This is a genomic window from Klebsiella sp. JB_Kp042, assembly GCF_040065275.1.
GTDB lineage: Bacteria > Pseudomonadota > Gammaproteobacteria > Enterobacterales > Enterobacteriaceae > Klebsiella > Klebsiella quasipneumoniae.
On sequence record NZ_JBEAJL010000061.1, the window covers coordinates 1 to 3169 of the forward strand.

The following is a 3169-nucleotide window of genomic DNA, read 5'->3' on the forward strand; positions in this document are numbered from 1 at the left end:
AACCGCCGACCCCCTCCTTGTAAGGGAGGTGCTCTCCCAGCTGAGCTAATCACCCACTTCGGTACTTCATATTTTGACAGAAAATCCAGCTGGCGAGAAAGTGGTGGGTGATGACGGGATCGAACCGCCGACCCCCTCCTTGTAAGGGAGGTGCTCTCCCAGCTGAGCTAATCACCCACTTCTCAATTTTCTGTTCTACACGGCGGAGACTACGTTAAGTAGTGGTGGGTGATGACGGGATCGAACCGCCGACCCCCTCCTTGTAAGGGAGGTGCTCTCCCAGCTGAGCTAATCACCCCCGCTGTGTGGAGTCGCATTATAGGGAGAGTTGAAAATGAGTCAACGCCTTTTCTAAAGAATTCGTTCGTTCGTCGTAAAATTAAACAAAGCGATCGCAAAAGCGGCGTCATAGCATGATTTATAAACAAAAACGGCAAACCGCGACGTTCCGACGGGAACAACATTGAGGAATCAGCCCACGGTGTTAGAATATTGACCCATAATTTCCACAGGACATTGCCGGCTATCGGCATCTTTATTAAACGTAAGGCCAATTCATGAAAATCAAAACTCGCTTCGCGCCAAGCCCAACCGGCTATCTGCACGTTGGCGGTGCGCGTACTGCTCTCTATTCCTGGCTTTTTGCCCGTAACCACGGCGGTGAGTTTGTACTGCGTATTGAAGACACCGATCTCGAACGCTCCACCCCGGAAGCAATTGAAGCCATCATGGATGGCATGAACTGGCTGAATCTGCAATGGGACGAAGGTCCCTATTACCAGACTAAACGTTTCGATCGTTATAACAACGTGATCGATGAGATGCTGGAAGCCGGTACCGCTTATAAATGCTATTGCTCAAAAGAGCGTCTGGAAGCGTTGCGCGAAGAGCAAATGGCGAACGGTGAGAAGCCGCGTTACGATGGACGCTGCCGCCATAGCCACGAGCATCATGCCGATGATGAGCCGTGCGTGGTGCGTTTCGCCAACCCGCAGGAAGGGTCGGTTATTTTTGACGATCAGATCCGCGGACCTATCGAGTTCAGCAACCAGGAGCTGGACGATCTGATCATTCGCCGTACCGATGGTTCCCCGACCTACAACTTCTGCGTCGTAGTGGATGACTGGGACATGGCGATCACCCACGTGATCCGTGGTGAAGATCATATCAACAACACGCCGCGCCAGATCAACATCCTTAAAGCGTTGAATGCGCCGGTGCCGGTATACGCGCACGTATCGATGATCAACGGCGACGATGGCAAGAAACTCTCCAAACGCCACGGGGCGGTCAGCGTGATGCAGTATCGCGACGATGGCTACCTGCCGGAAGCGCTGCTGAACTATCTGGTGCGTCTGGGCTGGTCCCATGGCGATCAGGAGATCTTCACCCGCGAAGAGATGATCGAGTTCTTCTCGCTGGGGGCGGTCAGCAAATCCGCGAGTGCGTTCAACACCGACAAGCTGCTGTGGCTGAACCATCATTACATCAATACGCTGCCGGCGGAGTATGTGGCGACGCATCTGCAGTGGCATATTGAGCAGGAAAATATCGATACCCGCAACGGTCCGCAGCTGGCCGAGTTGGTGAAGCTGCTGGGCGAGCGTTGCAAAACGCTGAAAGAGATTGCCCAGAGCTGCCGCTACTTCTATGAAGAGTTCGCTGAATTCGACGCCGACGCGGCGAAGAAACATCTGCGTCCGGTAGCGCGTCAGCCGCTGGAAGTCGTCCGCGACAAGCTGGCGGCGATTAGCGACTGGACGGCGGAAAACGTCCACCACGCGATTCAGGCGACCGCTGATGAGCTGGAAGTGGGCATGGGTAAAGTCGGTATGCCGCTGCGCGTGGCCGTTACCGGTGCAGGGCAGTCTCCTGCGCTTGACGTTACCGTCCATGCAATCGGCAAGTCCCGTAGCGTAGAGCGTATCAATAAAGCGCTGGCTTTTATCGCTGAGCGCGAAGGCCAGGCGTCCTGACGGGGACCTGGATGATAAAACGGCAGGATACCCCTGCCGTTTTTTTTGTCTGTTACACCGGGCTGGCGATGCCGAGGCGGGCAAGAAAACCGCTAATCCCTTCCCGGGCCAGCAGGTCGCGGAGCTGCAGCTGTTCTGCCGGAGTCATCAGTTGCAGGGTTTCTGTGATTTGCCGCCAGATCGCGTCCGCTTCATTGACCAGGTAAGCGCCTGGCGATTCCGCGAGATGATTGTCGCTAAACAGATGGCGTCTGGCGGGAATGTTCGTCAGAAACTCGCGCACCGGTTGGTCGATGACCACCAGCCGCGCTCGGCCTCCTTTGACGCCGGGTATCGTTTCCGTGCGCCATTTCTTCTCACGAACCCAGCGATTGATCGTTTGTCTCGCCAGCCCCAGGCAGTCGGCAAGCTCTGCGGGCGTCATTTTATCTTTTAGTTTCATCATGGTTTACCGATCGCGGATCCCTAACCGAAGCAGTAACCCGGTGATCCCCTCGCGTAACAGCAGCGACATAAGCTGCTTCTGCTCGCTGGGAGTGAGTTCTTTACAGAGGGTCAGCAGCAGCGATTCCAGATCGCTGTCGTGGGGAGAATAGGTGCCGGGCGTCTCCGCCACGCGCTGGGCGCTGCGGATAAACTCCCTGACTTGCTCATTGACATGGACCAGGCGCGCCTTACCGCCCTGGACGCCAGGCCGCGGAGAGGTCTGCCAGCCTTCTTTCCGCACCCACTTATTGATAGTTTGCCGGCTGTAGCCGGTCAGATGGGCGATTTCTTCAGGTGTCATTCGTTCCTTGAGCATACTATTTCCTGAGTAAATGTATGGGAATTAGCTGTCCATGTTATAGCATCCTTTTACTGGAAAAGGTGACCTGTTTAACTTCTGGCTGCGATAAGGCTCGCAATCTCAGCAGGTTGCCTGCTTTTTCAGCGATTGAATCGAGAAGGATAATTTTGCCGTTGACACCTGAGCGAGGAATTCATATTATGCCGCCCGTCAACACGACACGCTTTACGTTACGGGGCTATAGCTCAGCTGGGAGAGCGCTTGCATGGCATGCAAGAGGTCAGCGGTTCGATCCCGCTTAGCTCCACCAAATTCTGCACCCAGCGGATTTGGTTCGTAAAGAGGTCCTGTGGGGCTATAGCTCAGCTGGGAGAGCGCTTGCATGGCATGCAAGAGGTCAGCGGTT

3 protein-coding genes and 3 tRNA genes are annotated in these 3169 nt (G+C 55.1%); 2 read left to right on the plus strand and 4 right to left on the minus strand.

Going from position 1 to position 3169, the window contains the following annotated elements; translation table 11 throughout:
• Positions 1-101: 101 nt before the first annotated feature.
• A tRNA-Val gene (locus tag ABLV54_RS13025) sits at positions 102-177 on the minus strand.
• 45 nt (positions 178-222) lie between these two features.
• Positions 223-298 (minus strand) — tRNA-Val (locus ABLV54_RS13030).
• 259 nt (positions 299-557) lie between these two features.
• Between ABLV54_RS13030 and gltX the strand changes: the two genes are divergently transcribed.
• Positions 558-1976, plus strand: coding sequence for a glutamate--tRNA ligase (gene gltX, locus ABLV54_RS13035; protein ID WP_004202014.1), 1419 nt, complete (start codon positions 558-560; stop codon positions 1974-1976).
• A gap of 52 nt (positions 1977-2028) precedes the next feature.
• On the opposite strand, the gene ABLV54_RS13040 is transcribed toward gltX, so the two are convergent.
• A complete protein-coding gene (locus tag ABLV54_RS13040) occupies positions 2029-2421 on the minus strand; it encodes a YfeC-like transcriptional regulator (RefSeq protein WP_101881326.1) in 393 nt (130 codons plus the stop codon).
• Positions 2422-2424: 3 nt separating this feature from the next.
• Positions 2425-2778 carry a YfeC-like transcriptional regulator gene (locus tag ABLV54_RS13045; protein WP_004202017.1) on the minus strand — a complete coding sequence of 118 codons (354 nt, stop codon included), beginning with the start codon at positions 2776-2778 and terminating at the stop codon, positions 2425-2427.
• A gap of 219 nt (positions 2779-2997) precedes the next feature.
• Between ABLV54_RS13045 and ABLV54_RS13050 the strand changes: the two genes are divergently transcribed.
• A tRNA-Ala gene (locus ABLV54_RS13050) sits at positions 2998-3073 on the plus strand.
• Positions 3074-3169 lie beyond the last annotated feature (96 nt).

Excerpts from the sequence above, each read along its gene's own strand:
- gltX (WP_004202014.1), top strand. The coding sequence starts at position 558 with ATGAAAATCAAAACTCGCTTCGCGCCAAGCCCAACCGGCTATCTGCAC.
- ABLV54_RS13040 (WP_101881326.1), bottom strand. The coding sequence starts at position 2,421 with ATGATGAAACTAAAAGATAAAATGACGCCCGCAGAGCTTGCCGACTGC.
- ABLV54_RS13045 (WP_004202017.1), bottom strand. The coding sequence starts at position 2,778 with ATGCTCAAGGAACGAATGACACCTGAAGAAATCGCCCATCTGACCGGC.